A 26,947-nucleotide genomic window follows, 5' to 3' on the forward strand; every position below is an offset into this window, starting at 1 on the left:
GGACGAAAGGAGCGATAAGATTGCTAGACGTCAATAACTTCGACCGTATGCGTATCGGCCTAGCTTCCCCGGACATGATCCGTGATTGGTCGTTTGGAGAAGTAAAGAAGCCTGAAACCATTAACTATCGGACCTTAAAACCGGAACGGGAAGGTTTGTTTTGCGAAAAGATTTTTGGCCCGACAAGGGACTGGGAATGCCACTGCGGAAAATATAAACGGGTGCGTTACAAAGGTATTGTTTGTGATCGGTGCGGAGTTGAAGTAACTCGCTCGAAGGTACGCCGTGAGCGGATGGGGCATATTGTTCTTGCCGCTCCCGTTTCCCATATCTGGTACTTCAAAGGGATACCAAGCCGTATGGGACTGCTTTTAGACATGTCCCCCCGCGCTTTGGAAAAGGTGTTGTATTTTGTTTCCTATATTGTGACAGATCCTGGGGATACTTCGCTGATGAAAAAGCAGCTGTTGACAGAAACGGAGTATCGTGAATATCGCGAGAAGTACGGAGACCGTTTTCACGCAAGCATGGGTGCTGAAGCAGTTAAACTTCTGCTGGCCGAAATGGATCTCGATAAACTTAACGACGAACTGCGCGGTGAGCTGAAAGAAGTCTCCGGACAGCGTAAAATCCGGGCCATACGGCGCTTGGAAGTAGTTGAAGCCTTTAAGTCCTCCGGGAATCGCCCGGAATGGATGATTATGGATGTCGTTCCGGTCATCCCGCCTGAACTGCGCCCCATGGTCCAGTTAGACGGGGGACGGTTTGCCACCTCCGATTTGAATGATCTTTATCGCCGCGTGATTAACCGCAATAACCGCCTGAAGCGTCTTTTAGACCTAGGCGCGCCCGATATCATTGTCCGCAATGAAAAACGGATGCTGCAGGAAGCAGTCGATGCGCTGATCGATAACGGCCGCCGTGGACGTCCTGTGACAGGCCCGGGAAACCGTCCCTTAAAATCTTTAAGTGACATGTTAAAAGGCAAGCAAGGGCGTTTCCGGCAAAACTTACTGGGAAAACGTGTAGACTATTCGGGACGTTCGGTTATTGTGGTTGGACCGAACCTCAAACTTCATCAGTGTGGGTTGCCGAAAGAAATGGCTTTAGAGCTGTTTAAGCCTTTTGTGATGAAAAAGCTTGTCAATGAAGGGCATGCTCACAATATTAAAAGTGCCAAAAGGATGGTTGAGCGGGTTCGTCCCGAAGTTTGGGATGTCCTGGAGGATGTTATCACAGATCACCCGGTTCTCTTGAATCGTGCTCCAACCCTGCACCGTTTAGGCATTCAGGCCTTTGAACCGATTTTAGTTGAAGGCCGTGCTTTACAGATTCATCCGCTTGTGTGTACAGCTTATAACGCCGACTTTGACGGGGACCAAATGGCTGTCCACGTTCCTCTGTCGGCAGAAGCCCAGGCAGAAGCCCGCTTGCTTATGCTGGCCTCCCACAATATCCTGAATCCCAAAGATGGACGACCTGTTCAGACCCCCACGCAAGACATGGTTTTAGGATCTTATTATTTGACCATGGAACGTCCGGGTGCTTTTGGAGAGGGCAAGATTTTTAAGGATTTTAATGAAGCAGTTCTTGCCTACGATTCCAAAGAAGTCCATTTGCAAGCCAAGATTAAAGTTCGGCGCGAGGACGGACTTTTAGAGACTACCGTTGGGCGTTTGATTTTTAATTCTGTAATTCCCAAAGAAATCGGCTACTTCAATGAAGTTGTCGGCAAAAAGGGCCTGGGGGAAATTGTTGCCAAAACCTATCGTTTAGCAGGATATGAAGCCACGGCTTCTCTGCTGGACGGCTTGAAAAGCCAAGGGTTTAAGTTCTCGACGCGGGCAGGGATGACGGTTGGTCTGACGGACATTACGGTTCCCGAAGCGAAAACTGAAATTCTCTCCAACGCCGACCAGGCTGTTGCTAAAACAGAACAACAATACCGTCGGGGTTTAATTACGGATGAAGAGCGTTATAATTTAGTTATCGATACTTGGGCAAAAGCGACGAAAACCGTTACAGATGCCTTAATGGACAGCTTGAATCAGTTTAACCCGGTTTATATGATGGCAACATCAGGAGCTCGGGGTAACATTCAGCAGCTGCGGCAATTAGCCGGGATGCGGGGACTTATGGCCGATCCTTCGGGACGAACGATTGAGTTGCCGATTAAGGCTAATTTCCGCGAAGGCCTTACAGTTTTGGAATACTTCATTTCTTCTCACGGTGCCCGGAAAGGTCTCGCCGATACGGCGCTGCGGACAGCAGACTCCGGATACTTGACCCGCCGTTTGGTTGATGTTTCTCAGGACGTTATTGTGCGTGAGGAAGACTGCGGAACGGCAACAGGCATTGTGGTGGAAGACATTAAAGATGGTCCGGAAATCATCGAGTCTCTGGAAGAACGACTGGTAGGCCGTTTCGTGCTGGAAGAGTTATACCATCCTGTGACGGGAAAACTCCTGGCCAGCCCGGACAGTGAAATGACGGAAGAACAGGCAAAAGAAATTGCCAAAGAGTTTGACTCTGTCGTTATTCGCTCCGTACTTGCCTGCACTTCCCGCTATGGGGTTTGTAAAAGATGCTATGGCCGAAACTTGGCGACAGGACGTCCGGTAGAAATGGGTGAAGCTGTGGGCATCATCGCAGCCCAGTCTATCGGTGAGCCGGGAACTCAGCTTACCATGCGGACCTTCCACACCGGAGGTGTGGCGGGGGATGACATTACTCAAGGTCTGCCGCGGGTTGAAGAGCTTTTTGAAGCCCGTAAGCCGAAAGGGCAAGCGATCATTTCGGAAGTGAAAGGTAAAGTGACTATCAGCGAAGTCAAAGGGCGCCGCGAAGTGGAGATCACCACGGAGTCCGATGAGCATGTCACCTATACCGTTCCTTACGGCTCCCGCCTCAGCGTAAGAGACGGGCAGTTTGTAGAAGCAGGAGATGAACTGACCGAAGGAAGTATCAATCCTCACGATATGCTCAAGGTTAAAGGTCAGCGTGGGGTCCAGGTTTATTTGGTAGGCGAGGTCCAGCGCGTTTATCGTCTGCAAGGGGTTGACATCAACGATAAGCACATTGAGGTCATGGTCCGCCAGATGCTGCGCAAAGTCAAAATTGACGATGCCGGCGACACCAGCCTGCTGCCGGGCGGTCTCATAGACATTTTTGATTTTCAGGATGAGAATGCCAAGGCCATTATCAACGGCGGAGAACCCGCAGTGGCCCATGCCGTACTCCTGGGAATCACTAAAGCATCTTTGGCAACGGACTCCTTCCTGTCTGCCGCGTCCTTCCAGGAGACGACCCGAGTGCTTACAGAGGCGGCGATCAAAGGGAAAGTCGACCCTCTGCTGGGGCTCAAAGAAAATGTTATTATCGGGAAGCTAATTCCGGCGGGAACAGGTATGACTCGCTACCGCAATATCAAAACCTTAGAAACAAATCCAGTTTGAAATTATTGACACCTTTGAACGCAAATGCTAAACTACTATAGTGCGACTAAGGGGGAAAGCATCTTGCTGCTTGATGAAACCTTTAAACTTGCTAAAAACAAAACCGTCGGGTTAAAGCAAACCCAGCGCGCTCTGGAAAAAGGGATTGTGCGGCGCGTATATCTGGCTAACGATGCGGAAGCGCATGTGCTGCGCCCAATTTTGGATTTGTGCCGGAATCATAATGTTGAACGTATAGAGGTTTCGAGCATGAAGGAACTTGGCAAGGCCTGCGGAATTGAAGTCGGAACAGCCGTGGCGGCTATTTTGAAAGACTAATTTTACTGACATGCCGGTTTTGGAATTGCTTGCTTGATGCTGAAGCAAGCAATTCCTTGCATATTGATTTGATCAGAAAGGAGGTGGAGACATGCCGACAATTAACCAACTCATTCGCAAAGGCCGTACCTCAATCGAGAAAAAATCGACAGCTCCAGCGTTACAGTGGGGCTATAACTCTTTAAACCGTAAACAATTCCCGTCCGGAGGCTCTTCGCAAAAAAGAGGGGTGTGCACGAGGGTTTATACAACAACTCCTAAAAAGCCTAACTCTGCGCTTCGGAAAGTTGCCCGTGTTCGTTTGACGAATCAGCTGGAAGTTACAGCCTATATACCTGGCATCGGACACAATCTTCAAGAGCACTCCGTGGTTCTTCTCCGTGGAGGTCGTGTTAAAGATTTACCAGGTGTGCGGTATCACGTGATCCGTGGTGCTCTGGACACTACAGCAGTGCAAAAGCGCGCACAAGGTCGTTCGAAATACGGGGCAAAACGCCCGAAAAAAGCCTAAAAACTGTTTAGGCCGGATGAGTACGCTATAAAGGAGGGAAACTAATGCCACGTAAGGGATATGTTGCGAAACGCGAGGTTCTGCCCGATCCGATCTACAAGAATCAAACGGTAACAAAGTTTATCAATCAGATCATGTTGGATGGTAAGAAGGGGACGGCAGAGGCTATTTGCTATAGTGCCTTTGCAATGATTCAGGAGAAAGTGGGCAAGGATCCACTGGAAGTTTTTAATAACGCCTTGAAAAATGTTATGCCCGTTTTGGAAGTCAAGGCTCGTCGCGTCGGTGGCGCTAACTATCAAGTTCCTATCGAAGTACGTGCAGAACGTCGTTCGACTCTCGCTCTGCGCTGGCTTGTCACCATGGCGCGCAAGCGCGGTGAAAAGACCATGCAAGAGAAGATTGCCGGAGAGTTGTTAGACGCTGCTAATAATACAGGCGGTTCTGTCAAAAAGAAGGAAGATATGCATAAAATGGCTGAGGCAAATAAAGCTTTTGCGCATTACAAATGGTAGTTTGAGGCACACTGATTTTGACAGAAAGGGGGAATCGCAGTGGCAAGAAAAGTTTCACTTGATAATACGCGTAACATCGGGATTATGGCGCATATTGACGCCGGAAAGACGACCGTGACGGAACGTATTTTGTTCTACACCGGACGCGTGCATAAAATCGGCGAAGTACATGATGGTGCGGCGACAATGGACTGGATGGTCCAGGAACAGGAACGCGGCATCACGATCACTTCGGCGGCAACCACCTGCCAGTGGAGAAACAATCGTATTAACATCATTGACACACCAGGGCACGTGGACTTTACGGTAGAAGTGGAACGCTCTCTACGGGTACTTGATGGTGCCGTAGCAGTGTTCTGTTCGGTCGGTGGAGTTGAGCCTCAATCTGAAACGGTATGGCGTCAAGCGGATAAATACAAGGTTCCGCGTATTGCATATATTAACAAAATGGACCGGCTGGGAGCCGATTTCTTCCGTGGTGTTTCTATGATCTCCGAAAGACTCGGCGCTAATCCTGTCCCTATCCAATTGCCTATTGGTGCTGAGGAGAACTTTAAAGGGGTTGTGGACCTGGTGACGATGTCATCCGTCATTTACACGGATGATCTGGGCACAACGGCAGAGCACAATGCGATCCCTGAAGAGTTGCAGGATCTGGCGAATGAGTACCGCGAGAAGCTCGTCGAAGCAGTTGCTGAGACGGACGAAGAACTCATGATGAAGTATCTTGAAGGTGAAGAGCTTACGGAAGAGGAAATTCGCGCCGGAATCAGGAAAGGAGTTGTGGATAACAAGTTCATTCCTGTTTTGTGCGGGTCCGCCTTTAAAAACAAAGGTGTTCAGCCTCTGTTGGATGCCGTTGTGGACTATATGCCGTCTCCTTTGGATGTCCCTGCAATTAATGGGGTTAATCCGGATACAGGCGCTGAAGATCACAGGACAGCTTCAGATGAGGAGCCGTTTTCAGCCTTGGCCTTCAAGATCATGGCTGACCCCTTTGTGGGAAAACTGGCCTTCTTCCGGGTTTATTCCGGAGTTCTGAACGCAGGCTCTTATGTTTTCAACTCGACCAAAGGTAAGAAAGAACGGATTGGGCGTATTCTGCAAATGCATGCCAATCACCGGGAAGATATTCCTGAAGTTCGTTCGGGGGATATCGCTGCCGCAGTTGGTTTGAAAGACACCACAACAGGGGACACTCTTTGTGACGAGAAAACGCCGATTATTCTGGAAAAAATGGTCTTTCCTGAGCCGGTTATCGATGTGGCTATCGAACCGAAGACAAAAGCCGACCAGGAAAAAATGGGTGGAGCTTTGTCGCGTTTAGCTGAGGAAGATCCGACCTTCAGAATGCGTACGGACATTGAGACAGGACAAACAATTATTGCCGGAATGGGCGAGCTCCATCTGGAGATTATTGTTGACCGTTTACAACGTGAATTTAAAGTTCAATGTGATGTCGGACGCCCACAGGTTGCTTATAAAGAAACCATTCGCAAAACGATTAAAGCTGAAGGTAAATTTGTACGGCAATCCGGTGGCCGTGGACAATACGGACACTGCTGGATTGAACTTGAACCCATGGAACCGGGATCAGGCTTCCAGTTTGTCAATAAGATCGTCGGCGGGGTTATTCCTCGTGAATATATCAACCCGATTGGCGATGGTATTGAAGAAGCCATGCAAAACGGTATCCTCGCAGGCTATCCTGCCATTGATATAAAGGCCACAGTCTATGACGGGTCCTATCATGATGTTGACTCTTCAGAAATGGCCTTTAAGATTGCTGGTTCTATGGCCTTTAAAGCAGGCGCCGCCAAAGCTGATCCCGTAATTCTGGAACCTGTGATGAAAGTTGAAGTGACGGTTCCTGAAGAATATATGGGAGACGTCATTGGCGATGTCAGCTCACGCCGTGGACGCATTGAAGGTATGGAAGCACGAGGCAATTCTCAGGTTGTGCGCGGTTATGTCCCTCTTTCCGAAATGTTCGGCTATTCGACAGATTTGCGTTCAGCCACACAAGGCCGCGGAGTATACGTGATGCAATTTGACCATTACGAAGAAGTTCCTAAGACGATCACGGATGGAATTATTGCAAAACGTCAAGGCGCGTAAGCGAGGTTGGAAGCCGAGGTTCAAGTTGTAAAAGTTTAAATTTTTATGAACCTGAGCCTCGGTACCTCACTGAATCATAGATCATGAATATTTTAAAGGAGTGAAAAACATGGGAAAAGCGAAATATGAACGTACTAAACCACATGTTAACGTTGGAACCATCGGACACGTAGACCACGGTAAAACTACCACTACAGCTGCTATCACCGTTGTTCTTTCCAAAGTCGGCGGCGCTGTGGCAACAGCTTTTGATCAAATCGACAAAGCCCCTGAAGAGCGTGAACGTGGAATCACCATTTCCACCGCTCACGTTGAGTATGAGACGGAAACCCGTCACTATGCTCACGTTGACTGCCCAGGGCACGCAGACTATGTTAAGAACATGATCACCGGCGCTGCTCAAATGGACGGCGCAATCCTGGTTGTTTCCGCTGCTGATGGCCCTATGCCTCAAACTCGTGAACACATCCTCTTGGCCCGTCAAGTTGGTGTGCCCAGTATCGTAGTTTGGCTTAACAAAGCCGACATGGTTGACGACGCAGAACTTTTAGAGTTGGTTGAAATGGAAATTCGTGAACTTTTAAGTTCCTACGAGTTTGATGGCGACAATATCCCCATCATTCCCGGCTCAGGCCTCAAAGCCCTCCAATGTGGCTGCGGCAAACGTGACTGCGAGTGGTGCGGTAAGATCTGGAATCTTATGGATGCCGTTGACTCTTACATTCCTACTCCGGAACGTGACACTGACAAACCTTTCTTAATGCCTGTTGAGGATGTTTTCACGATCACTGGTCGTGGTACTGTGGCAACCGGCCGTGTTGAGCGGGGACAAGTTAAAGTCGGAGACGAAGTTGAAATCGTGGGCTTAAGCACCGCTGCTCGCAAGACCGTCGTAACCGGCGTAGAAATGTTCCGCAAACTGTTAGATCAAGCCCAAGCAGGGGACAACATCGGTGCGCTTCTCCGTGGTGTTGAGCGTAAAGATATTGAACGTGGTCAAGTTTTGGCCAAAACCGGATCGATTAAACCTCACACCAAGTTTTCCGGCGAGGTTTACATCCTGAATAAAGAAGAGGGCGGACGTCACACTCCATTCTTCCACAACTATCGCCCCCAATTTTATTTCCGGACAACAGATGTTACCGGTGTTATCACTCTTCCTGAAGGGACCGAAATGGTTATGCCTGGCGACCGTGTAACGATTGACGTTGAACTTATTACCCCAATCGCTATGGAAGAAGGACTTCGCTTTGCTATTCGTGAAGGCGGACGTACCGTTGGTTCAGGAATTGTTGCAAAAATTTATGCTTAATTGTAATATATAAGCTATGAGTTTAATTAGAGAGGAAGAGATTCTTCCTCTCTAATTGTGAAGTCAGATGGAGAAAGGACGATTTATCAAGCTTGATCGTTTGTTTCCAGCATCTGCTCTCTATATTTTGCTGGCGTAAAAGGTTGCTGGACAAGTGACTCCGCTTGTCTGGGGAATTTTTGCGCTCGATCCGTTTAACGGAACTATTAAGGAGGTAGAATTAACAATGAGCCAAAAAATCAGAATCCGCTTAAAGGCATTTGATCACAAAACTCTCGATCAATCCGCGGAACGAATTGTAGAGACAGCTAAAAGAACCGGAGCACAGGTTAGCGGACCGATTCCTCTCCCAACGGAGAAGAATGTTTATACTATTTTACGCTCGCCGCACGTTAACAAGGATTCCCGCGAACAATTTGAGATGCGCACTCATAAGCGTTTGATTGATATCCTTGAACCTACTTCAAAAACTGTGGATGCTCTCATGCGATTGGATCTGCCTGCAGGGGTAGATATTGAAATTAAGTTATAAATTTTCGTTTTTAAGTAGCTTAATTATATGTCTTGTGATATAATATGTTGTACTTGTCGCGAGAAACGCCCGGTAGTGTGTAGGGATTTGGAGTAACGCGGTGAGATAAATAATAAGGAGACGCTCTCGTGCACCAGAGAAATCTGGCGCACTTCAAAGTGTCTAGGAGGTGGCATTCGTGTCAAAAGGAATTTTAGGCAAAAAGATAGGGATGACCCAGGTGTTCACAAGCGAAGGCCGAGTCATACCGGTCACAGTAGTGGAAGCGGGTCCCTGTCCGGTGGTTCAGAAGAAAACAGTTGCTTCGGACGGCTATAACGCTATCCAACTGGGATTTTCCCTGCTTCGCGAAGGCTTGACGAATAAGCCGCGCAAAGGACATTTCCAGAAGGCAAACTTAAAGCCTATGCGCTATGTCCGGGAATTCAGGGTCGAGGACATCGACAGCTATGAGGTTGGCCAGGAAGTCAGTGTGGATCTCTTTGTCGTCGGAGACAAAGTGGATGTTGTAGGAACTTCCAAAGGCAAAGGCTTTCAGGGAATGATCAAACGCAACAGTGCCAGCCGCGGACCAATGGCTCACGGCTCCAAATATCATCGCCGTTCAGGTTCCCTTGGCGCGAAAGGCCCGGCTCGTGTTTTTAAAGGCCGTGTTTTGCCAGGCCGTATGGGTGGCGAACGAGTAACAGTACAAAACCTGGAAGTTATCCGGGTTGACTTAGATAAAAACTTGATCTTGATCAAAGGGGCTGTCCCAGGAGCGAAAAAATCATTGCTCATTCTGAAGCCTTCTGTCAAGGCGAAGCAGCACTGAGAAAGGAGGAATAAGCAATGCCGAAAGTTCAAGTAGTAAATATGCAAGGTGCATCTGTTGGTGAAATTGAACTTAATGATAATATCTTTGGGATTACACCGAATGTCCCAGTTCTCCATTCGGCCGTTGTTTCCCAATTGGCCGGAGCTCGGCAAGGCACGCAATCTGCTTTGTTGCGCGGTGAAGTACGCGGAGGCGGCCGTAAGCCGTGGCGTCAAAAAGGAACAGGACGCGCTCGCTCCGGTAGCTCACGCTCTCCGGTATGGAGAGGCGGCGGCGTTGTATTTGCACCGAAACCGCGTAAGTATGGTTTTAAACTGCCGAAGAAAGTTCGTCGCTTAGCTTTGCACTCAGCACTCTCTTCGAAGGTCCTTGAGCAGCAATTGATCGTTTTGGATGCTTTGAATTTAGAAGAAGCCAAAACCCGCGAGATTGTCAAATTGCTCAAAGCCCTTCAAGTTAACAAGAAGGCTATGATTGTCACAGATAATCTCGACGAAGCCGTGTTCCGCTCCGCGCGCAACCTTGAAGGAGTTATCACCATGGATGTCGCGGGCATGAACGTAGTGGATTTGCTCAACTATGACATTCTGGTTATGACGAAAGCAGCGGTATCAAAAACAGAGGAGGTGTTTGCGTAATGCGCGACGCACGTGATGTCCTCAAAAGCCCGGTTATTTCCGAAAAATCCGTAGGTCTTGTTGAGGAAAATAAGTACTCCTTCTGGGTAGACCCAGCCGCCAACAAAATTGAAATTAAAGCAGCCGTCGAAAAAATGTTCAAGGTCTCGGTGGTTGAGATCCATACCATAAATGTTAAAGGGAAAATGAAACGGGTGGGCAAGTATACCGGTAAAACATCAAACCGCAAAAAAGCGATTGCTACGCTTAAAGCTGGAGATAGAATCGAGAACTTCGCAGGCCTGTAAACAGCTTGAAGCAAAGGAGGAAAGAAACCAATGGCACTAAAGTCATTTAAACCAACTTCGGCCGGCCGACGTCAGATGACGGTTTCGACGTTCGAAGAAATTACCAGAACTGAGCCGGAGCGTTCTTTGTTAAAACCGCTGCGCAAGAAAGCCGGACGCAACAGCGAAGGCCGTTTGAGCGTTCGCCATAAAGGCGGCGGGCATAAGAGAATGTATCGGGAAATTGATTTCAAACGGAATAAAGACGGTATTCCGGCACGAGTTGCCAGCATTGAATATGATCCGAACCGCTCGGCTAATATCGCCTTACTTTATTACAAAGACGGTTTTAAAGCCTATATTTTGGCTCCGAACGGCTTGGCGGTTGATCAAACCGTTGTTTCGGGTGCTGACGCCGACATCAAAGTTGGCAACGCTCTGCCGCTGCAAAATATTCCGGTCGGTACCTTGTTGCACAACATTGAGATGAAACCGGGCAAAGGCGCTCAAATGGTGCGCACAGCCGGAGGATCAGCTCAATTAATGGCTAAAGAAGGTTCCTATGCAACCTTAAGACTCCCTTCCGGAGAAATGCGCATGATTCGCCTGGAATGCCGCGCTACGATTGGCCAGGTCGGAAATCTTGACCATGAAAACATCAACATTGGTAAAGCCGGACGATCCCGCTGGCTGGGCATTCGCCCGACAGTCCGCGGATCGGTTATGAATCCTTGCGACCACCCGCATGGTGGCGGTGAAGGCCGCAACTCTATCGGCCGTAACCCGGTCACTCCGTGGGGCAAACCGGCACTTGGTGCCAAGACCCGGAAGAAAAAGAATCAGTCGAATCGCTTTATTGTGAAACGGCGCAGTAAGTAGTCGAAAGGAGGCCCTATGAATGAGCAGATCTCTGAAGAAAGGACCTTTCGCCGAAGTTCGTCTCCTCGCCCGTGTTGAGGCGATGAACGAGTCCGGTGATAAACGCGTTATTAAAACGTGGTCCAGACGCTCAACAATTTTCCCGCAAATGATTGGATTTACCATTGCGGTTCATGATGGACGAAAACATGTCCCTGTCTATATTACAGAAGACATGGTAGGGCATAAACTTGGCGAGTTTTCGCCGACACGCACCTATAAAGGCCATGCTGGCAGCGAAAAATCCAGCGGCTTACGATAATTCGAGAGGAGGCTAAAGACACATGCAAGCAAAAGCGGTGGCAAAATATGTACGTATCTCTCCTCGTAAGGTGCGCCAGGTTGTCAATTTAATCCGCGGCAAGAAGGTCAGTGATGCGTTCGCCATTCTTCAATTTACCCCTAAGGGATCTACTGCTGATGTCACGAAAGTGCTGAAGTCTGCGGTAGCCAATGCAGAACACAATTACGACATGAATGTTGACGAGCTTGTCGTCACTCAAATTTGTGTCGATGAAGGACCAACTTTAAAACGCATTAAGCCAAGAGCCATGGGTCGTGCGGATCAAATCCGGAAACGGACGAGTCACATTACCGTGGTTGTCGGCGATAAGGAGGAGGACTAAGCAGTGGGTCAAAAGGTTAATCCCAAAGGCCTCCGCATCGGGATAATCCGTGATTGGGAAAGCCGATGGTATGCAGGTAAGAATTATGTGGAACTTCTTCACGAGGATTTGAAAATTCGTGAATTTGTAAAAAATAAGCTGAAACAGGCCGGCTGCCCGAAAGTTGAGATTGAACGGGCTGCAAGCCGCATCAAGGTTTCAGTTCACGCTGCCAAACCGGGAATTGTTATTGGCCGCGGCGGTGCTGAGGTTGAAAACTTGCGGAAACAACTTGAAGCCATGACAGGCAAACAAGTTGCAGTAAACATCGTAGAAATTAAGAAGCCTGAGTTGGATGCGCAATTGGTTGCAGAAAACATTGCCCAACAACTTGAAAAACGCGTTTCCTTCCGTCGTGCCATGAAACAAACTGTCGGCAGGACTATGCGCCAAGGTTCATTGGGAATCAAAATTCAGTGCAGCGGTCGTTTGGCTGGAGCCGAAATTGCCCGAACTGAATGGTACCACGAAGGAAAAGTACCCCTTCATACCTTACGTGCCGATATTGACTACGGATTCGCTGAGGCCAATACAACGTACGGTAAGATTGGTATCAAAGTTTGGATTTATAAAGGTGAGGTTCTTCCAGCGAAGAAGGTCGTCGCTCAGGTGGAAGGAGGAAACTAAATGTTAGTCCCAACCAGAGTGAAACATAGAAAACAGCATCGCGGTCGTATGGCTGGTAAGGCTACTCGCGGCACCACGATTACCTTTGGTGAATATGGTCTTGTAGCCCTGGAAAGTGGTTGGATCACGAACCGGCAGATTGAAGCTGCTCGTATTGCCATGACCCGTTATATTAAACGGGGCGGCCAAGTATGGATCAAGATATTCCCTGACAAGCCTGTAACGGCCAAACCCGCCGAGACTCGTATGGGTAGCGGTAAAGGTTCACCGGAATACTGGGTTGCCGTAGTAAAGCCGGGCCGTGTCATGTTTGAACTTAACGGTGTGGCAGAAGAAGTAGCGCGTGAGGCTTTGCGCTTGGCAATGCATAAACTCCCGATCAAATGTAAGATCGCTTCCCGTGCAGATTTAGTAGGAGGTGACGCAAATGAAAACTAAGGATTTCCGTGACCTGACTGATGATGAAGTTGCGAAAGAGATCGACGATTATAAAACCGAACTGTTTAATTTGCGTTTCCAATTGGCAACGGGACAACTCGATAACCCGATGCGAATTCGTGAAATTCGCAAAGGGATTGCCCGCGGTAAGACGATTTTGCGCGAGCGCGAGTTAAAGATTGAACGTTCTTAACTTGAGAAAGGAGGCTTTTTAGCGTGGAAAGAGCCCAACGTAAGGTTCGGATCGGCAAAGTAGTCAGTGACAAAATGGATAAAACCATTGTTGTGTCTGTTGAAATTACTGAGCGCCACCCGATTTATAAAAAGACATTTACTCGCACGAAAAAATATAAGGTTCATGATGAGAACAATGAAGCTCACATCGGAGATATTGTGACGATCATGGAAACTCGTCGTTTAAGCAAGGATAAATGCTGGCGTATGGTTGAAATTCTGGAGAGGGCCATTGCGCTTTAATGAGTCATATTTAGTTCGGAAGGGGGTCAAAGGGAATGATCCAGGTACAAACCAGGCTTCGGGTTGGCGACAATTCCGGTGCCAAAGAGTTGATGTGTATTCGTGTGCTGGGCGGCTCGATGCGTCGCTATGCATCAATTGGCGATATTATTGTGGCTTCTGTTAAACAAGCAACGCCAGGGGGCGTTGTCAAAAAGGGTGACGTTGTCAAGGCTGTCGTTGTACGCACCAAGAAGGAGATCAAACGTCCCGACGGTTCATATATCCGCTTCAGTGAGAATGCGGCAGTCATTATTAAAGATGACAAGAGCCCTCGCGGAACTCGTATCTTTGGACCTGTAGCTCGTGAGCTGCGTGACAATTATATGAAAATTATTTCCCTGGCACCGGAAGTTATCTAGAGACCCCATGACAGATGGAGGTGAAGAAAGTGACTGCTACCAAGCATAAGGTACAACCTAACAAATTACACGTTAAAAAAGGCGACTACGTCATGGTCATCAGCGGTAAGGATGCCGGTAAGAAAGGCAAAGTTATCGAAGTGCTTCCCAAAAAAGGTCGCGTTGTCGTTGAGAAGGCTAACATCGTAAAACGTCACACCAAACCTTCTCAAGCGATGCCTCAAGGCGGCATTGTTTCCAAGGAAGCCCCTATGGCCAGTTCGAACGTCATGCTATACTGCCAAGAGTGTAATTCCGTCACTCGTGTCAGTGTCAAGTTGACGGATAACGGAAAAGTTCGCGTCTGCAAGCATTGCGGTGTGAATCTTCCGGATAAACACTAATCGCGAAAGGAGGGACCCCAGTGGCTCGTCTGAAAGACAGATATCTTAATGAAATCGCTCCTGCGTTACAGCAGAAGTTTGCTTATAAAAATGTGATGCAGATCCCCAAACTTGATAAAATTGTGATCAACATGGGCGTGGGTGAAGCGGTTCAAAACTCCAAAGCGATTGATTCGGCTGTTGGAGATCTTATGAAGATCACAGGACAAAAACCGATTGTTACCCGGGCGAAGAAGTCAATTTCCGCCTTTAAACTCCGTGAAGGAATGCCCATTGGCTGCAAAGTAACTCTGCGCGGTCAACGGATGTATGAATTTATGGATCGCCTCTTAAGTGTGGCTTTGCCGCGTGTTCGCGACTTTCGCGGGATTTCAGCGAAAGCGTTTGACGGTCGAGGGAACTACACCTTAGGAATTAAGGAGCAACTGATCTTCCCTGAAATTGAGTATGATAAGATCGATAAGCTTCGCGGTATGGATGTAGTTTTCGTAACGACGGCAAAGACGGATGAAGAAGCACGTGAGTTGCTTCGCGGATTCGGAATGCCGTATCGCGATTAGAAAAAAGGAGGTTCAAGAGCGTGGCTAAAACATCAATGGTTGTCCGCCAAAATCGCGGACAAAAGTTCGCCGTGCGTTCGCATAACCGTTGTAAGCTTTGTGGACGTCCCCATGCTTATATTCGGAAGTTTGGTATCTGCCGGGTTTGCTTCCGGGAGTTGGCTCACAAAGGTGAACTTCCTGGAGTCACGAAGGCCAGTTGGTAATACATTTGTTAAGGAAGGGGGACGACTGAAGTGTCAATGTCAGATCCGATTGCAGATTTTTTAACACGTATCCGCAACGCAGGAATGGTTTACCATGATAAAGTTGAAGTACCATCATCTCGGATTAAGAAAGAGCTTGCGGAACTGCTCAAAGCAGAAGGGTATATCAAAGACGTTGAATATATTGCGGACGACAAACAAGGTGTGATCCGCATGTATTTGAAATACGGTCCGAATCGCGAGCGTGTTATCACCGGTCTCAAGCGAATAAGCCGTCCGGGATTGCGCGTCTATGCGAAGAAGGATGAAATACCAAAAGTTCTTGGTGGCCTCGGAGTTGCCGTTATTTCGACTTCTAAGGGGATTATGACGGATAGGAAAGCCCGTAAAGAGGGTCTTGGTGGAGAAGTAATCTCCTACATTTGGTAATTTTCGCAACGGAGGTGCAGTGAATGTCCAGAATTGGCAAGCGCCCCATTGGAATCCCCAGTGGTGTGGACTTCAAAATAGAGGATAACTTGGTCACTGTTAAGGGACCTAAGGGGACCTTAACCAGAAAAATACACTCGTTAATGACAGTCACAGTGGAAAATTCCCAGATCACTGTCACTCGAGCTGATGATGAACCGTTAAGCCGCTCTTTACATGGCTTGACCCGTACTTTAATTGCCAATATGGTAGAAGGGGTTACGAACGGATTCACCAAAGGACTTGACATGGTCGGTGTTGGTTATCGTGCTGCCAAGCAAGGTAACAAACTCGTTTTAACCGTCGGAAAATCTCACCCCGTAGAACTCGTTCCCTTTGAAGGAATTGACTTCGAAGTTCCCGCTCCTAATAAGATCTTGATTAAAGGAATGGACAAAGAACTTGTCGGAGCCTTTGCGGCAGTCGTTCGTTCAGAACGTTTGCCTGAGCCTTATAAAGGCAAAGGGATTAAGTATGAAACTGAAGTTGTACGCCGTAAGGTTGGTAAGACCGGTGGTAAAAAGGGCGCTAAGAAATAAACAATAAGAGCAAGGGCCAAATCTCTTGCAGTTCTGAAAGGAGTGTGTACCCTTTGATTAAGCGCATTGATCGAAAGGCTCTTCGCATGAAAAAGCATAAGAGTGTCCGCAAGACCGTCACGGGTGTGGCAGATCGTCCACGTTTGGCAGTTTTCCGGAGCTTGAATCATATCTATGCTCAAGTGATCAATGATGAGCTTGGTGTGACACTGGCGGCGGCTTCTTCCCTCGATCCGGAGTTTAAAGCAGCAAATCTGTCTGGTGGAAATACAGCCGGCGCGCAAAAAGTCGGCGAATTAGTTGCTAAGAAGGCCCTTGAAAAAGGAGTTACGCAAGTTGTTTTCGATCGTGGAGGAAATATCTATCATGGCCGAATTTCAGCATTGGCAGAGTCTGCACGTGAAGCCGGACTCAGCTTCTAAGCTAAGGTAAAGGAGGGAAAAATCAAATTGGCTAAATTCGAAGCTAATAAATCGGAATTGAATGAACGGGTTGTGCATATTGCCCGTGTTGCTAAGGTTGTGAAGGGCGGCCGCCGTTTCAGTTTCAGTGCTCTCGTTGTCGTCGGAGACGGCCATGGACGTGTTGGAGCCGGCTTAGGCAAAGCAAGCGAAGTTCCAGAGGCTATTCGCAAAGGAGTCGAAGATGCGAAGAAAAACCTCTTTTCTATTCCAATGCACGGAACGACCATCACTCATCCGATTTTAGGAGTGTTTGGTGCGGGAGAAGTGTTATTGAAACCGGCTGCCAAAGGGACCGGGGTTATCGCCGGAGGCGCTGTTCGTGCAGTTCTGGAAGCCGCAGGAGTGCATGATATCTTGACGAAATCCTTGGGCTCGGCAAACGCGCACAATATGGTCAATGCGACAATGGCTGCGTTAAAATCTCTTAAGCGTCCCGATGAGATTGCCAAACTCCGGGGTAAAAGCGTAGAAGAAATTCTAGGTTAAGGAGGGTTGGTCATGAAAATTAAGGTGACGCTGACGAAAAGTCCGATCGGGTATTCCAAAGCACAGCATAAAGTGTTACAAGCACTTGGTTTAGGAAAAGTCGGATCAAGTGCTGTTCATGAAGACTCCCCAAGTATTTTAGGGATGATTCACAAATGCACGCACTTAGTTACAGTCGAACAAGTTCAATAGAAGGAGGTGTGGGCGAGCATGAAACTGCATGATCTCAAGCCTGCTGAAGGTTCAACACATGCCCCGAAGCGCATAGGTCGCGGAACAGGATCCGGTACTGGCAAAACGGCCGGTAAAGGGCACAAAGGGCAAAACTCCCGTGCAGGCGGAGGCGTCCGTCCTGGATTTGAAGGCGGACAAAATCCACTGTATCGTAGAATGCCGAAACGGGGCTTCAAGAATATTTCCAGAAAAGAGATTGTTGCCCTGAATGTTCGTGATTTAGAACGTTTTGAAAATGGGACGGTAATCACGCTTGAAAGCCTCTTAGACAGCGGACTTATTAAGGCTGTAAAAGATGGTGTAAAGATTTTAGCTACGGGGGAACTGACCAAAGCGCTGATTGTCAAAATTGACAGAGTCAGCCCGGCCGCAGCAGAAAAAATTGTTGCAGCCGGTGGAAAAGTAGAGGTGGAATAGAATGATTTTCGATTCCCTGAAGAATGCGTGGAATGTAGCGGATCTCAGGAAGAAAATCGGTTACACCCTTCTCATGTTCCTGATCTTCCGTATTGGAGCACATATTCCCATTCCCTATGTTAATCATGACGTATTGAAGAATATGCTTGGGTCGGGGGGCATGTTTGATTTTATGGACACGCTCTCCGGAGGCTCCTTTAAGCGGCTTACCGTATTTGCTTTAAGTATAACTCCTTATGTCACGGCTTCCATTATTCTTCAACTTTTGACGATTGTGATCCCCTCCTTGGAGAGACTTGCTAAAGAAGGTGACTTCGGACGTAAAAAGATCACTCAGTATACCCGTTATGGGACAGTGATTTTGGGTTTTATTCAAGCCTTCGGTTTGACCTTCGGGATTCGCAGTGCCTTGATCATTCCCAGTACACCCTGGAAGTGGCCGATTTATATCCTGGTAGCACTTGTTTTGACGGCAGGTACAGCATTTCTCATGTGGCTAGGGGAGTCAATTACTGAAAAAGGAATCGGAAATGGTATCTCGCTCATTATTTTCGCAGGTATTGTCTCCCGTGTTCCGGATGCTATTAAATACTTGTACAGCATGTTGTCCGTTCATGAGATTAATGTCTTTTCCATTCTCGGACTGGCTGTGATCGTAATCTTTATTATCGCAGGAGTTGTCTATGTTCAGGAGGGACAACGCCGTGTGTCCGTGCAATATGCCAAGAGAGTTGTGGGACGTCGTGTCTATGGAGGACAAAGCAGCCATATTCCTTTGAAAGTTAACCAAGCCGGAGTTATTCCGGTCATCTTTGCGATTTCGCTGCTCGCGTTTCCGCAAACGATTGCTACTTGGATGCCAACTTCCGGATTTGCAAGATTCGTCAACACCTGGTTCAGCATGAATGGAACCCTTCAATCCATTCCTTATATGCTGCTTTATGGTGTGCTCATAATATTCTTTACGTACTTCTACACCGCCGTTACCTTCAATCCTGTTGATGTGGCGGACAATTTGAAGAAGTACGGAGGATTTATCCCTGGCCTTCGCCCTGGGCGTCCTACGGCTGAATATCTTTCCAAGATTTTAAGCCGGATTACGCTGGCAGGCGGCATATTCCTTGCTTTGATAGCAATCCTACCGACTATCGTCATTGGACTTACTGGTCTTAAGAACATCTATTTTGGTGGAACATCCCTTCTGATCGTAGTTGGGGTTGCGCTTGAAACGATGAAACAGATCGAATCCCAACTGATGTCGAGGCATTATCAAGGGTTTATGAAGTAGAGGAGGAGTAGAGATGAAAATAATATTAATGGGCGGTCCGGGAGCTGGTAAAGGAACACAGGCTGGTCCACTCGTCGAGAAATTTCACTTTCCGCATATTTCCACAGGTGACATGTTCCGTGCAGCTATCAAAGAGGGAACGGCTTTGGGTTTAAAAGCCAAGTCGTACATGGATGCCGGCGGTTTAGTACCCGATGAAGTTACGATCGGGATTGTTGCTGAACGTCTGGCACAGCCTGACTGTGCCGAAGGCTTTTTGCTTGATGGATTTCCACGTACTTTAGCTCAGGGCAACGCTTTGAGTGAAATTCTGGATCGTCTCGGAATGAAGCTTGATGGCGTTATTAATATCGAAGTTGCTGAGGACGTTTTGATCCCGCGTTTAACCGGCCGCCGTGTCTGCCGCAAATGCGGCGCTTCCTATCACATGGTCTTTAATCCTCCACAACAAGAAGGCGTTTGCGGACAATGTGGCGGAGAACTGTATCAACGGTCGGATGACACGGTAGAAACTGCCCAAAATCGTTTAAACGTCTATAATCAGCAAACGGAACCCTTAATTAACTTCTATCAAGAAAAAGGGTTGCTGAAGCGTATCAATGGCGACCAACCGATCAATCAGGTCTTTGCGGATATTCTTAAGGTCTTGGGCTAATCAGCCATGATTGAGCTTAAGAATGCGAGCCAGTTTGAAAAGATGCGTAAGGCCGGGAAAATTGTGGCCGATACTCTTGCCCTGATGCGGGAGGTTGCCAAGCCCGGGGTTACAACTCTGGAACTGGATCGCAAAGCTGAAGATTATATTCGCGCTCAAGGTGCGGTTCCTGCTTTCAAAGGCTACAACGGTTTTCCGGCAACACTCTGCACTTCACTTAATGAGCAGGTTGTTCACGGTATCCCGGGTTTAAGGAGTTTGGAATCTGGAGATATTATCAGTATTGACTGTGGGGCGGTTATTGATGGCTATTTTGGAGATGCCGCAGTAACCTTGCCGGTCGGCGAAGTAGATGAAGATCTCCTGAAACTGCTGAAAGTTACTGAAGAATCTTTGATGTTTGGTATTGCAGAGGCAAAAACAGGAAATCGACTTTACGATGTCTCTCACGCGGTTCAAAAGCACGTGGAGGCCAATGGCTTTTCCGTTGTGCGCGATTATGTTGGACACGGGATTGGTCGAGCCATGCATGAGGATCCACAGATCCCTAATTTTGGCAAGCCTGGCCGGGGACCACGACTCGAGATAGGTATGGCCTTGGCTATTGAGCCCATGGTGAACATGGGGACGTATGAAGTGTTGACACTGAAGGATCACTGGACTGTGGTTACGAAAGATATGAAGCCCTCGGCTCACTTCGAACACACAGTTGCGATTACGGAAAATGGCTTGGAAATTCTGACTCGATGTTAAGTGAGTACCGTAGGATTGTCAGGGGAGGGGAATTTAAGTATGTCAAAAGAAGACGTTATAGAAGTGGAAGGTAAAGTCTTAGAGCCGCTGCCAAACGCCATGTTCCAAGTGGAATTAGCCAATGGGCACAAGGTTTTGGCACATGTTTCCGGCAAGATTCGCATGAATTTCATTAGGATTCTTCCCGGTGACCGGGTCACAGTGGAACTTTCCCCTTATGACCTGTCGCGAGGCAGAATCACATATAGGTTCAAGTAAACCAAAGGGAGGGATTACAGTGAAAGTAAAGCCTTCTGTGAAAACGATCTGTGAAAAATGTAAAATTATTCGTCGCCATGGCAAAGTCATGGTCATTTGCGAAAACCCGAAACACAAGCAACGTCAAGGCTAACTAGTTTCGGTTGCGCGGCTGATCGGAGGTTTCTCCGAGGCACCGATTTTATAGTTTAACAGAACTTAAAAAGTTGGAGGTGTAAATTTTAGATGGCACGTATCGCTGGAGTTGACTTACCGCGTGAGAAACGTGTAGAAGTGGCCCTAACCTATATTTACGGCATAGGGATTCCGACTTCGCATAAAATTCTCGCCAAAACGGGCGTAAGTCCGGATGTCCGAGTGCGTGACTTGTCAGAAGACGAAGTCAGCAAGCTTCGGGAAGTTATTGATAAAGAGTACAAGATTGAAGGCGATTTGCGTCGCGAAGTTTCCCTCAATATTAAACGTTTGATGGAAATTGGTTCTTATCGTGGCTTGCGCCATCGTCGCGGCCTTCCCGTACGTGGGCAACGCACGAAAACCAATGCCCGTACTCGCAAAGGTCCGGCTAAAACGGTCGGAGCAAAACGTAAAAAGTAATAAGGAGGGATAACCGAGATGGCCCGTAAAGTTGTCCGGACAAAACGCCGGGAACGTAAAAATATTGACAGTGGAATCGCTCATATCAAATCCACATTCAACAATACCATGGTGACCATTACGGATACCAGCGGGAACGCACTCTCCTGGTCGAGTGCAGGTTCCTTGGGTTTTAAAGGCTCGCGCAAGAGCACGCCCTTTGCAGCGCAAATGGCTGCAGAAACCTGTGCCAAGGCTGCGATGGAACATGGCCTGAAAGATGTTGAGTGCTATGTCAAAGGACCTGGAGCAGGACGAGAGGCTGCCATTCGTGCCCTGCAAGCAGCAGGTTTAGAAGTTAACTTAATCAAAGACGTGACACCGATTCCACACAATGGCTGTCGGCCACCGAAACGCAGAAGGGTATAAGGAGGTGTGTAATCATGGCTAGATATACTGGACCGGTCTGCCGCTTATGTCGGCGTGAGGGTATAAAGTTATTCCTTAAAGGGGAACGTTGTTATACTGGAAAGTGTGCGATTGACCGTCGTGCTTACGCCCCCGGACAACACGGCCAGGCCCGTGCGAAGAAACCTACTGAATATGGTCTTCAGTTGCGCGAAAAACAAAAGGCCCGTCGCTTATACGGTGTTATGGAAAAACAATTCCAGCACTATTTTGACGAAGCCGCCCGCCGCAAAGGAGTAACGGGTGAAAACCTGCTTATTCTCTTAGAGCGACGGTTGGATAATGTGGTGTTCCATTTAGGATTTGCCTCATCCCGTCCGGAAGCGCGTCAACTTGTAAACCATGGCCACTTTACGATCAATGGGAAACGAGTCGATATTCCTTCCTATTCGGTTCGCGCCGGAGAAATTGTTGCTGTCAAAGAAGGCAGCAAGAGCTCGCCGCGCATGAAACAATTGCTGGAAAACTTGGGAACACGTGCGGTTCCCGGATGGTTAAGCTTGGATGCTAATGCTGCTGCTGGAACCGTTGTTGCGCTTCCTACTCGTGAAGATATTCAACTGCCAATCCAAGAACACCTCATCGTGGAGAAATACTCCCGTTAATGTTGACGTTCTGCCCATTTGGGTCGGATGGAATGTATATCAAGTTCTCGAGAAAGAAGGTGCATTCCGATGTTAGAAATCGAGAAGCCCAGAATCGAGTGTGTCGAGCGGTCTGAAGACGACTCCTATGCCAAATTTGTCGTTGAACCCTTAGAAAGAGGCTATGGGATCACCTTGGGAAATTCTTTAAGGCGCATCCTGTTATCCTCTCTGGAAGGATCAGCGGTGACATCTGTCAAAATTGAAGGCGTACTCCACGAATTTTCTACGATTCCGGGTGTTTTAGAAGATGTCACTGACATCATTCTCAATCTAAAGTCCTTAGCTTTGAAAGGCTATACTGACGAACCCAGAGTCATTCGTCTGGAATGCCAGCGTGAAGGGATTGTCACGGCGGGAGATATTATAACAGACCCAGATATCGAAATTCTGAACACTGACTTGAAGATTGCCACGTTGGATCACGACGGTCGATTGTTTATGGAAATGACGGTAGAACGTGGTCGCGGCTATGTTTCCGCAGATCGGAATAAAAAGCCTGATCACGTCATTGGTGTTATTCCCATCGACTCGATCTTTGCTCCTATTTACAAGGTTAACTACACAGTCGAAGATACACGGGTTGGCCAAACTACAGACTATGACAAGTTGAATCTGGAAGTTTGGTCGAACGGCAGTATTTCTCCGGAAGAGGCTACGAGTTCCGCAGCCAAAATCTTAAGTGATCATCTGCGCCTTTTCATGGGACTTACCGATAAGCTCAATAATGTTGAGGTTATGGTGGAAAAAGAAGAGGAAGCAAAAGATAAAATCCTTGAGATGACGATTGAGGAATTGGATCTGTCCGTCCGTTCATACAATTGTCTGAAACGGGCCGGGATTAACTCCGTTGAAGAGTTGACTCAGAAAACGGAAGAAGACATGATTAAAGTACGTAACCTTGGTCGCAAGTCCTTGGAAGAAGTGGAATTTAAGCTTAGAGATTTAGGTTTATCGTTCCGCCCGGCTGAGGACTAATTCGGTGCAAAAGGAGGGAATGTAATTGGCTTACCGCAAATTGGGAAGAGAATCAGGTCACCGCGGAGCAATGTTGCGCAACATTGTCACTTCCCTATTACGACATGAACGTATCGAGACGACCGAAGCACGCGCCAAGGAACTTAGTTCTATTGCTGAAAAGATGATCACGCTTGGCAAGCAAGGCGATTTGGCTGCGCGTCGTTTAACGATGTCTTATCTGATGGATGAGGATGTTGTTAAAAAATTGTTTGATACCATTGCGCCGAAATATGCCGAACGTCAGGGAGGCTATACCCGTATCATGAAACTCGGCTTGCGCCGGGGAGATGCCGCGACAATGGTAATCGTTGAGCTCGTCTAACAGCGAGTTGCTAAAGGCCGGGTTTGCTTACAAGTTAAGCATCCCGGCCTTTGCTGACATTGGGGAGTTGATCTCGTGAGTTCAAAGAAGGTTCTCGAACTTCAAGGCATCTCGTATAAGGATATCCTCAGCGGGATAAGTTTCACCTGGCAGCAAGGGGAAGTTCTGGCCCTGATGGGCCCCAACGGTTCCGGTAAGTCTACCTTAGCTCGCCTGGTAACCGGATTAATCCCGGCAACTTCGGGTGAAATCCGTTTGCGGCGCGGGGAAATGACAATCCCTTGGAGCGAAGTTAAGCGCTGGCAGGAGATAGGCTTTGTCAGCCAGCATCCCAGGCGTCAAACTCTTGGGACCACAGTGGCTGAAGAGCTTGCCTTCGGGCTTGTTAATCTTGGTTTGGATCAGCAGACGGTTCGAGACAGGGTAAAGCAATTGGCTCTTCAGATAGGGTTGCAGGGAAAAGAAAATCGCTCTCCTGCGGCACTGTCCGGAGGAGAACGCCAAAGACTTGTGACGGCGGCGATCTTAGCCCTTCATCCCCCTTTTTTCATTTTGGATGAAGGACTAAGCATGCTTGACCTTTACGCCCAAGCAAGGATTAGAGAACTCTTAGATCAAGCGCGCTCGGAGACAGGGCAGCTTTGGATTACTCATGATTCGGAGCTGGCCAGGCAGGCCGATCGGCTTCTGGTGCTGGAGAAGGGGAAGATCATAGATTGGGGTAATCCAAGTGAAGCTTTTAAAAGTCAGTGTCCTGAACTTAGGTTTTATGATAGAATTATTTCCATCTCAGCTTCCTCAACTTTGCAGGCTCAGAAAATCAGCGAACCGATTTTAAAATGGGATCGTACAGCCTTCGGCGAACGCTTAAAGCTGGATAACACTATAAGCAAGGGAGAGTTTGTGGCGATCGTCGGTCCGTCGGGTTCCGGTAAAACTACCCTCTTAGAGAGTATTGCGGGTTTTGTCCTGCCTTCGGAAGGACGGCTGGTTGTGGATGGCGAGGCGATGGGCAAAAGCCGGATTAATAGTTGGCGCCGTAAATTGGGATTTGTCCTCCAAGAAGCGGGAGAATATCTGATTGGGCGTACGGTTGCCCATGAAGTATTTTTTGCTGATCTCAAGCAGGCTCAGAAAAGGCTGACCGAAGAACAAATATCTTTTATGGAACGATATGGGCTGCCGGCTCACTTAGCAAATAAAACACCTGAGCATTTAAGCGGCGGAGAGCGGCAAAAAGTAGCTCTGGCGGCAGCCATGCGCAATGTGCCTCAAATTCTTCTCCTGGATGAACCCTTACTGGGACTTGATTCAGAAACGCGAAGGAGCATTCTGGCGACAATTTATGCCCTGAAGGGCGTTACCATTCTTTACGTAACTCATGATCTTAGGGAAGTGCTTGGGGCCGCAGATCGGATCTGGCTGATTGAAAATGGAGAAATAGCTTTGGACTGCCGGAAAGAGCAGTGGGAAGACTATCGGGAAGAATTCCGCCGCTCTGGGATGCGCTGTTGAGAGGAGGGAGCTCATGAACGGTCAAGAACTCTATTGGTCTGGAGACAGTGTGCTGCACCAGCTCGATCCCAGGCTGAAAGTAGGTGCTCTGGCTCTTGTATCGCTGCTTTTAACCTTAACACGTTGGCCGGGACTGGTTCTGACATCCTTTGCTCTGCCGGGGCTGGTGTTTATAAGCCGTGTGCCTCTTAAGTCGTTTCGCGGTATGGTTTTTGTGCTGATATGGTTAGGGCTGTTTTATAGCTTTGCCACAGGGTGGGTGTGGCCTGAAAACGGGTATTTTTGGCAAGGATATTGGTCGAAACCCGGTTTGCAGCAAGCTTTCGTCATGCTTTGGCGCATTACTTTGATCTTTGGCTTGACAAGGCTTTTTGCCGCCGTCACTCTTCCTTTGGAACAAGGCTTAGGAATTGTTTTTTTCTTCACTCCGTTAGCTCGGCTTTCCCAGAAGGGGACGGAGTTTGCTTTGCTGATTATTCTGACGCTGAGATTTATTCCTCTCCTGTTGGAAGAAGCAGCTTTGCTCTGGAAGGCGCGCTTGATAAAAGGGAATTGGCCCTCCTCCCGGCTGCATAGGTCTTGGGAAATAATGCAGCTGGCAGTTCCTCTGATTCTCTTAAGTTTGAGGCGAGCCGAAGAACTTGGCGAAACCATGTTAGCCCGAGGGTATGGGTCAGGCAGCTATCGGACGATTTTCTTTCATGAGCGGACAGGTGTGGACCGCTGGGGTGGTTTTGTTGTAGGAGTTTGGGGGATGCTTCTCTTAATTTGGCACTAATTATGGATTCCGTGGAGGATTGGATTCAATGCGCAATATACGGCTTAATGTGGCCTATGACGGTACAAATTATCATGGATTTCAGCGCCAAATTGAAACGGCTGGCCCGACGGTCCAAGGAACCTTAGAAACTATCTGGACGCGGCTTGTAGATGAAAAAGTCACCCTTGCTATGGCCGGACGGACGGATGCCGGCGTCCATGCTTCAGGACAAGTTGTGAGTTTTACAACCGAGGCGAGAATTCCTGAGGATAAAATTCCTAAAGCTTTCAACAGCTTGCTTCCTAAAGATATACGCATACTTCAGGCGGAAGCTGTTCCTTTCGAATTTAGCGCCCGCTGGTCGGCAACCTGGAAGCGTTATGATTACCGGATTGAGAATAAGCGGATACCGGACGTTTTTAAACGGCTGTATGCTTGGCATGTTCCTATTCCTCTGGACCTATCTCAGATGCAAATAGCGGCAAATTTCCTCGAAGGGCGGCATAACTTTAAAACCTTTGCCGCAGCAGGCGGGGACAGTAAAACCTTTGAACGGACCCTTTATCGCTGCCGGATTCAAACAGACCGGGATTTGATCCGCGTTTCCTGTGTCGGAGACGGATTTTTGTACCATATGGTGCGCATCATTGTGGGTACATTAGTTGAGGTGGGCAAAGGACGAATTTTCCCTGAAGAGATTCCCGACATTCTTGCCAGCCAAGAGCGTAAACGGGCTCGTGTCATAGCTCCAGCCCACGGTTTGACCCTGACTTATGTGAGCTATACAGACGAAAGTCCGTTTGAAGTTTTTTCTGACCTTTGAAATGTTTATACCTAATTAGGTTGATGCTTAAAAAACTATTTTCTTTTTTGCGGCTTGTCACAGCAGTATCAGTTCCGTCCAAGGTTCCGTTGCTTAAATG

Annotated in this window: 40 protein-coding genes; all 40 read left to right on the forward strand. The window is 48.1% G+C overall.

Annotated features, from left to right (window positions below; translation table 11 throughout):
* Nucleotides 1–20 precede the first annotated feature (20 nt).
* The 40 genes from rpoC (at nt 21) to truA (ending at nt 26,847) form a co-directional block, all read left to right on the forward strand.
* Nucleotides 21–3,455 carry a DNA-directed RNA polymerase subunit beta' gene (rpoC, locus tag REC12_RS10760; RefSeq protein ID WP_308894283.1) on the forward strand — a complete coding sequence of 1,145 codons (3,435 nt, stop codon included), beginning with the start codon at nt 21–23 and terminating at the stop codon, nt 3,453–3,455.
* A 66-nt stretch (nt 3,456–3,521) separates the two neighbouring features.
* Nucleotides 3,522–3,773: a ribosomal L7Ae/L30e/S12e/Gadd45 family protein gene (locus REC12_RS10765; protein WP_308894567.1), complete on the forward strand. Its 252-nt coding sequence runs from the start codon at nt 3,522–3,524 to the stop codon at nt 3,771–3,773.
* Nucleotides 3,774–3,864: 91 nt separating this feature from the next.
* Nucleotides 3,865–4,284, forward strand: a complete 420-nt coding sequence (gene rpsL, locus REC12_RS10770) for a 30S ribosomal protein S12 (protein ID WP_308894285.1) — start codon at nt 3,865–3,867, stop codon at nt 4,282–4,284.
* A 44-nt stretch (nt 4,285–4,328) separates the two neighbouring features.
* Nucleotides 4,329–4,799 (forward strand): 30S ribosomal protein S7, encoded by a 471-nt coding sequence (gene rpsG, locus REC12_RS10775; protein WP_308894286.1) that lies wholly within the window; start codon nt 4,329–4,331, stop codon nt 4,797–4,799.
* A 39-nt stretch (nt 4,800–4,838) separates the two neighbouring features.
* The gene (gene fusA / locus REC12_RS10780; protein WP_308894288.1) at nt 4,839–6,917 is read left to right on the forward strand and encodes an elongation factor G; all 2,079 of its coding nucleotides are present in this window, start codon (nt 4,839–4,841) and stop codon (nt 6,915–6,917) included.
* 109 nt (nt 6,918–7,026) lie between these two features.
* Nucleotides 7,027–8,229, forward strand: a complete 1,203-nt coding sequence (gene tuf / locus REC12_RS10785) for an elongation factor Tu (protein WP_308894290.1) — start codon at nt 7,027–7,029, stop codon at nt 8,227–8,229.
* A 226-nt stretch (nt 8,230–8,455) separates the two neighbouring features.
* Nucleotides 8,456–8,761, forward strand: a complete 306-nt coding sequence (gene rpsJ, locus REC12_RS10790; protein ID WP_308894291.1) for a 30S ribosomal protein S10 — start codon at nt 8,456–8,458, stop codon at nt 8,759–8,761.
* 178 nt (nt 8,762–8,939) lie between these two features.
* On the forward strand, nt 8,940–9,575 hold the full coding sequence (gene rplC, locus REC12_RS10795; RefSeq protein ID WP_308894293.1) for a 50S ribosomal protein L3: 636 nt from the start codon (nt 8,940–8,942) through the stop codon (nt 9,573–9,575).
* Nucleotides 9,576–9,592: 17 nt separating this feature from the next.
* Entirely contained in the window at nt 9,593–10,216 is a 624-nt protein-coding gene (gene rplD / locus REC12_RS10800; RefSeq protein ID WP_308894294.1) for a 50S ribosomal protein L4, read from the forward strand.
* Nucleotides 10,216–10,503, forward strand: a complete 288-nt coding sequence (locus REC12_RS10805) for a 50S ribosomal protein L23 (protein ID WP_308894295.1) — start codon at nt 10,216–10,218, stop codon at nt 10,501–10,503. The genes rplD and REC12_RS10805 overlap by 1 nt, the downstream gene beginning before the upstream one ends.
* A 30-nt stretch (nt 10,504–10,533) precedes the next feature.
* Nucleotides 10,534–11,361 (forward strand): 50S ribosomal protein L2, encoded by an 828-nt coding sequence (gene rplB, locus REC12_RS10810; RefSeq protein ID WP_308894296.1) that lies wholly within the window; start codon nt 10,534–10,536, stop codon nt 11,359–11,361.
* A gap of 19 nt (nt 11,362–11,380) precedes the next feature.
* Nucleotides 11,381–11,662, forward strand: a complete 282-nt coding sequence (rpsS, locus tag REC12_RS10815) for a 30S ribosomal protein S19 (protein ID WP_308894298.1) — start codon at nt 11,381–11,383, stop codon at nt 11,660–11,662.
* 22 nt (nt 11,663–11,684) lie between these two features.
* Nucleotides 11,685–12,026 (forward strand): 50S ribosomal protein L22, encoded by a 342-nt coding sequence (rplV, locus tag REC12_RS10820; protein WP_308894300.1) that lies wholly within the window; start codon nt 11,685–11,687, stop codon nt 12,024–12,026.
* A gap of 3 nt (nt 12,027–12,029) precedes the next feature.
* Nucleotides 12,030–12,692, forward strand: coding sequence for a 30S ribosomal protein S3 (gene rpsC / locus REC12_RS10825; protein ID WP_308894301.1), 663 nt, complete (start codon nt 12,030–12,032; stop codon nt 12,690–12,692).
* On the forward strand, nt 12,693–13,130 hold the full coding sequence (gene rplP, locus REC12_RS10830; protein ID WP_308894302.1) for a 50S ribosomal protein L16: 438 nt from the start codon (nt 12,693–12,695) through the stop codon (nt 13,128–13,130).
* Nucleotides 13,120–13,323 (forward strand): 50S ribosomal protein L29, encoded by a 204-nt coding sequence (gene rpmC / locus REC12_RS10835; protein ID WP_308894303.1) that lies wholly within the window; start codon nt 13,120–13,122, stop codon nt 13,321–13,323. Before rplP ends, rpmC begins: the two co-directional genes overlap by 11 nt.
* 23 nt (nt 13,324–13,346) lie before the next feature.
* A complete protein-coding gene (rpsQ, locus tag REC12_RS10840) occupies nt 13,347–13,607 on the forward strand; it encodes a 30S ribosomal protein S17 (RefSeq protein ID WP_308894304.1) in 261 nt (86 codons plus the stop codon).
* Between the two features lie 35 nt (nt 13,608–13,642).
* Nucleotides 13,643–14,008 (forward strand): 50S ribosomal protein L14, encoded by a 366-nt coding sequence (gene rplN, locus REC12_RS10845; protein WP_308894305.1) that lies wholly within the window; start codon nt 13,643–13,645, stop codon nt 14,006–14,008.
* Between the two features lie 14 nt (nt 14,009–14,022).
* A complete protein-coding gene (gene rplX / locus REC12_RS10850) occupies nt 14,023–14,391 on the forward strand; it encodes a 50S ribosomal protein L24 (RefSeq protein ID WP_308894306.1) in 369 nt (122 codons plus the stop codon).
* 20 nt (nt 14,392–14,411) lie between these two features.
* Nucleotides 14,412–14,951: a 50S ribosomal protein L5 gene (gene rplE, locus REC12_RS10855; RefSeq protein WP_308894307.1), complete on the forward strand. Its 540-nt coding sequence runs from the start codon at nt 14,412–14,414 to the stop codon at nt 14,949–14,951.
* Between the two features lie 20 nt (nt 14,952–14,971).
* Entirely contained in the window at nt 14,972–15,157 is a 186-nt protein-coding gene (locus tag REC12_RS10860; protein ID WP_083995860.1) for a type Z 30S ribosomal protein S14, read from the forward strand.
* A 30-nt stretch (nt 15,158–15,187) separates the two neighbouring features.
* Entirely contained in the window at nt 15,188–15,586 is a 399-nt protein-coding gene (gene rpsH, locus REC12_RS10865; RefSeq protein WP_308894310.1) for a 30S ribosomal protein S8, read from the forward strand.
* 23 nt (nt 15,587–15,609) lie between these two features.
* A complete protein-coding gene (gene rplF, locus REC12_RS10870; RefSeq protein WP_308894311.1) occupies nt 15,610–16,164 on the forward strand; it encodes a 50S ribosomal protein L6 in 555 nt (184 codons plus the stop codon).
* A 53-nt stretch (nt 16,165–16,217) separates the two neighbouring features.
* Complete coding sequence (gene rplR / locus REC12_RS10875) at nt 16,218–16,586, forward strand: 50S ribosomal protein L18 (protein WP_308894313.1); 369 nt, start codon at nt 16,218–16,220, stop codon at nt 16,584–16,586.
* Nucleotides 16,587–16,613: 27 nt separating this feature from the next.
* Nucleotides 16,614–17,114: a 30S ribosomal protein S5 gene (gene rpsE / locus REC12_RS10880; RefSeq protein WP_308894315.1), complete on the forward strand. Its 501-nt coding sequence runs from the start codon at nt 16,614–16,616 to the stop codon at nt 17,112–17,114.
* Between the two features lie 12 nt (nt 17,115–17,126).
* Nucleotides 17,127–17,306 (forward strand): 50S ribosomal protein L30, encoded by a 180-nt coding sequence (gene rpmD / locus REC12_RS10885; RefSeq protein WP_308894317.1) that lies wholly within the window; start codon nt 17,127–17,129, stop codon nt 17,304–17,306.
* 18 nt (nt 17,307–17,324) lie between these two features.
* Nucleotides 17,325–17,765: a 50S ribosomal protein L15 gene (gene rplO / locus REC12_RS10890; protein WP_308894319.1), complete on the forward strand. Its 441-nt coding sequence runs from the start codon at nt 17,325–17,327 to the stop codon at nt 17,763–17,765.
* A gap of 1 nt (nt 17,766) precedes the next feature.
* Nucleotides 17,767–19,053 carry a preprotein translocase subunit SecY gene (gene secY, locus REC12_RS10895; RefSeq protein ID WP_308894320.1) on the forward strand — a complete coding sequence of 429 codons (1,287 nt, stop codon included), beginning with the start codon at nt 17,767–17,769 and terminating at the stop codon, nt 19,051–19,053.
* A gap of 13 nt (nt 19,054–19,066) precedes the next feature.
* Complete coding sequence (locus REC12_RS10900) at nt 19,067–19,708, forward strand: adenylate kinase (protein WP_308894322.1); 642 nt, start codon at nt 19,067–19,069, stop codon at nt 19,706–19,708.
* 6 nt (nt 19,709–19,714) lie between these two features.
* Nucleotides 19,715–20,461 (forward strand): type I methionyl aminopeptidase, encoded by a 747-nt coding sequence (gene map / locus REC12_RS10905; protein ID WP_308894323.1) that lies wholly within the window; start codon nt 19,715–19,717, stop codon nt 20,459–20,461.
* Between the two features lie 39 nt (nt 20,462–20,500).
* Entirely contained in the window at nt 20,501–20,719 is a 219-nt protein-coding gene (infA, locus tag REC12_RS10910; protein ID WP_007778476.1) for a translation initiation factor IF-1, read from the forward strand.
* 19 nt (nt 20,720–20,738) lie between these two features.
* On the forward strand, nt 20,739–20,852 hold the full coding sequence (gene rpmJ, locus REC12_RS10915; RefSeq protein WP_308894335.1) for a 50S ribosomal protein L36: 114 nt from the start codon (nt 20,739–20,741) through the stop codon (nt 20,850–20,852).
* A 92-nt stretch (nt 20,853–20,944) separates the two neighbouring features.
* The gene (gene rpsM, locus REC12_RS10920; RefSeq protein ID WP_308894337.1) at nt 20,945–21,316 is read left to right on the forward strand and encodes a 30S ribosomal protein S13; all 372 of its coding nucleotides are present in this window, start codon (nt 20,945–20,947) and stop codon (nt 21,314–21,316) included.
* Nucleotides 21,317–21,334: 18 nt separating this feature from the next.
* Complete coding sequence (gene rpsK, locus REC12_RS10925; RefSeq protein WP_308894339.1) at nt 21,335–21,724, forward strand: 30S ribosomal protein S11; 390 nt, start codon at nt 21,335–21,337, stop codon at nt 21,722–21,724.
* Between the two features lie 14 nt (nt 21,725–21,738).
* Complete coding sequence (rpsD, locus tag REC12_RS10930) at nt 21,739–22,368, forward strand: 30S ribosomal protein S4 (protein WP_308894341.1); 630 nt, start codon at nt 21,739–21,741, stop codon at nt 22,366–22,368.
* Between the two features lie 69 nt (nt 22,369–22,437).
* On the forward strand, nt 22,438–23,385 hold the full coding sequence (locus tag REC12_RS10935; protein WP_308894343.1) for a DNA-directed RNA polymerase subunit alpha: 948 nt from the start codon (nt 22,438–22,440) through the stop codon (nt 23,383–23,385).
* 25 nt (nt 23,386–23,410) lie between these two features.
* Nucleotides 23,411–23,749: a 50S ribosomal protein L17 gene (gene rplQ, locus REC12_RS10940; RefSeq protein ID WP_308894345.1), complete on the forward strand. Its 339-nt coding sequence runs from the start codon at nt 23,411–23,413 to the stop codon at nt 23,747–23,749.
* A gap of 75 nt (nt 23,750–23,824) precedes the next feature.
* Nucleotides 23,825–25,264 carry an ABC transporter ATP-binding protein gene (locus tag REC12_RS10945; protein WP_308894347.1) on the forward strand — a complete coding sequence of 480 codons (1,440 nt, stop codon included), beginning with the start codon at nt 23,825–23,827 and terminating at the stop codon, nt 25,262–25,264.
* A gap of 13 nt (nt 25,265–25,277) precedes the next feature.
* A complete protein-coding gene (locus REC12_RS10950) occupies nt 25,278–26,042 on the forward strand; it encodes an energy-coupling factor transporter transmembrane component T family protein (RefSeq protein WP_308894349.1) in 765 nt (254 codons plus the stop codon).
* 28 nt (nt 26,043–26,070) lie between these two features.
* Nucleotides 26,071–26,847 (forward strand): tRNA pseudouridine(38-40) synthase TruA, encoded by a 777-nt coding sequence (truA, locus tag REC12_RS10955; protein WP_308894350.1) that lies wholly within the window; start codon nt 26,071–26,073, stop codon nt 26,845–26,847.
* Nucleotides 26,848–26,947: the final 100 nt, after the last annotated feature.

Origin of the sequence: Candidatus Desulfosporosinus nitrosoreducens (assembly GCF_030954495.1) — a bacterium.
Classification (GTDB): domain Bacteria; phylum Bacillota; class Desulfitobacteriia; order Desulfitobacteriales; family Desulfitobacteriaceae; genus Desulfosporosinus; species Desulfosporosinus nitrosoreducens.

Excerpts from the sequence above, each read along its gene's own strand:
- rplD (WP_308894294.1), top strand. The coding sequence starts at position 9,593 with ATGCCGAAAGTTCAAGTAGTAAATATGCAAGGTGCATCTGTTGGTGAA.
- REC12_RS10805 (WP_308894295.1), top strand. The coding sequence starts at position 10,216 with ATGCGCGACGCACGTGATGTCCTCAAAAGCCCGGTTATTTCCGAAAAA.
- truA (WP_308894350.1), top strand. The coding sequence starts at position 26,071 with ATGCGCAATATACGGCTTAATGTGGCCTATGACGGTACAAATTATCAT.
- rplP (WP_308894302.1), top strand. The coding sequence starts at position 12,693 with ATGTTAGTCCCAACCAGAGTGAAACATAGAAAACAGCATCGCGGTCGT.
- rplF (WP_308894311.1), top strand. The coding sequence starts at position 15,610 with ATGTCCAGAATTGGCAAGCGCCCCATTGGAATCCCCAGTGGTGTGGAC.
- REC12_RS10935 (WP_308894343.1), top strand. The coding sequence starts at position 22,438 with ATGTTAGAAATCGAGAAGCCCAGAATCGAGTGTGTCGAGCGGTCTGAA.
- rpmD (WP_308894317.1), top strand. The coding sequence starts at position 17,127 with ATGAAAATTAAGGTGACGCTGACGAAAAGTCCGATCGGGTATTCCAAA.
- rplB (WP_308894296.1), top strand. The coding sequence starts at position 10,534 with ATGGCACTAAAGTCATTTAAACCAACTTCGGCCGGCCGACGTCAGATG.
- rpsK (WP_308894339.1), top strand. The coding sequence starts at position 21,335 with ATGGCCCGTAAAGTTGTCCGGACAAAACGCCGGGAACGTAAAAATATT.
- rpsS (WP_308894298.1), top strand. The coding sequence starts at position 11,381 with ATGAGCAGATCTCTGAAGAAAGGACCTTTCGCCGAAGTTCGTCTCCTC.
- map (WP_308894323.1), top strand. The coding sequence starts at position 19,715 with ATGATTGAGCTTAAGAATGCGAGCCAGTTTGAAAAGATGCGTAAGGCC.
- rplN (WP_308894305.1), top strand. The coding sequence starts at position 13,643 with ATGATCCAGGTACAAACCAGGCTTCGGGTTGGCGACAATTCCGGTGCC.
- rplO (WP_308894319.1), top strand. The coding sequence starts at position 17,325 with ATGAAACTGCATGATCTCAAGCCTGCTGAAGGTTCAACACATGCCCCG.
- tuf (WP_308894290.1), top strand. The coding sequence starts at position 7,027 with ATGGGAAAAGCGAAATATGAACGTACTAAACCACATGTTAACGTTGGA.
- rpmC (WP_308894303.1), top strand. The coding sequence starts at position 13,120 with ATGAAAACTAAGGATTTCCGTGACCTGACTGATGATGAAGTTGCGAAA.
- rplV (WP_308894300.1), top strand. The coding sequence starts at position 11,685 with ATGCAAGCAAAAGCGGTGGCAAAATATGTACGTATCTCTCCTCGTAAG.
- rpsJ (WP_308894291.1), top strand. The coding sequence starts at position 8,456 with ATGAGCCAAAAAATCAGAATCCGCTTAAAGGCATTTGATCACAAAACT.
- infA (WP_007778476.1), top strand. The coding sequence starts at position 20,501 with ATGTCAAAAGAAGACGTTATAGAAGTGGAAGGTAAAGTCTTAGAGCCG.
- REC12_RS10950 (WP_308894349.1), top strand. The coding sequence starts at position 25,278 with ATGAACGGTCAAGAACTCTATTGGTCTGGAGACAGTGTGCTGCACCAG.
- rplX (WP_308894306.1), top strand. The coding sequence starts at position 14,023 with ATGGAGGTGAAGAAAGTGACTGCTACCAAGCATAAGGTACAACCTAAC.
- rpsD (WP_308894341.1), top strand. The coding sequence starts at position 21,739 with ATGGCTAGATATACTGGACCGGTCTGCCGCTTATGTCGGCGTGAGGGT.
- rpsG (WP_308894286.1), top strand. The coding sequence starts at position 4,329 with ATGCCACGTAAGGGATATGTTGCGAAACGCGAGGTTCTGCCCGATCCG.
- REC12_RS10900 (WP_308894322.1), top strand. The coding sequence starts at position 19,067 with ATGAAAATAATATTAATGGGCGGTCCGGGAGCTGGTAAAGGAACACAG.
- secY (WP_308894320.1), top strand. The coding sequence starts at position 17,767 with ATGATTTTCGATTCCCTGAAGAATGCGTGGAATGTAGCGGATCTCAGG.
- rpsL (WP_308894285.1), top strand. The coding sequence starts at position 3,865 with ATGCCGACAATTAACCAACTCATTCGCAAAGGCCGTACCTCAATCGAG.
- rpsM (WP_308894337.1), top strand. The coding sequence starts at position 20,945 with ATGGCACGTATCGCTGGAGTTGACTTACCGCGTGAGAAACGTGTAGAA.